1 protein-coding gene is annotated in these 313 nt (G+C 36.7%); it reads right to left on the bottom strand.

Going from position 1 to position 313, the window contains the following annotated elements; all coding sequences use genetic code 11:
- Positions 1–248, bottom strand: a 248-nt coding sequence (locus tag HMPREF2644_RS03545; RefSeq protein ID WP_143422616.1) for a helix-turn-helix domain-containing protein, incomplete at its 3' end; no start/stop codon positions are given.
- Positions 249–313 lie beyond the last annotated feature (65 nt).

The raw sequence follows: 313 nt of genomic DNA, 5'->3' as shown, positions 1-313 counted from the left end.
TATAAATTTGAGATGGAACCATCTTTATTTTTACGTTCTTTTTTGCTTACTAATCCCATTTTGATTAAACATTCAATGTGACTGATTGCACTACGTCGGGTCATCTCGCATTTATCGGCAATGTATTGATAACTTGGGAAACAAATTCCATCATCATTGGCATTATCAGCCAGTTTTAAAAGCACAAGTTTTCTAGCAGGATTGCCAACCTTACAATTCATTGCTTGAACCATTAATCGCATACTCATAGCATCAACTCCGAAGCATAACGTGACGCGATAAATTCAATGCCTTTGCTTGTTACACGTGTCTG

It is taken from the genome of Haemophilus sp. HMSC071C11, assembly GCF_001837655.1.
GTDB lineage: Bacteria > Pseudomonadota > Gammaproteobacteria > Enterobacterales > Pasteurellaceae > Haemophilus > Haemophilus influenzae.
The sequence above is the reverse complement of the archived record's forward strand: the minus strand, read 5'-3'. Positions and strand labels throughout refer to the sequence as shown.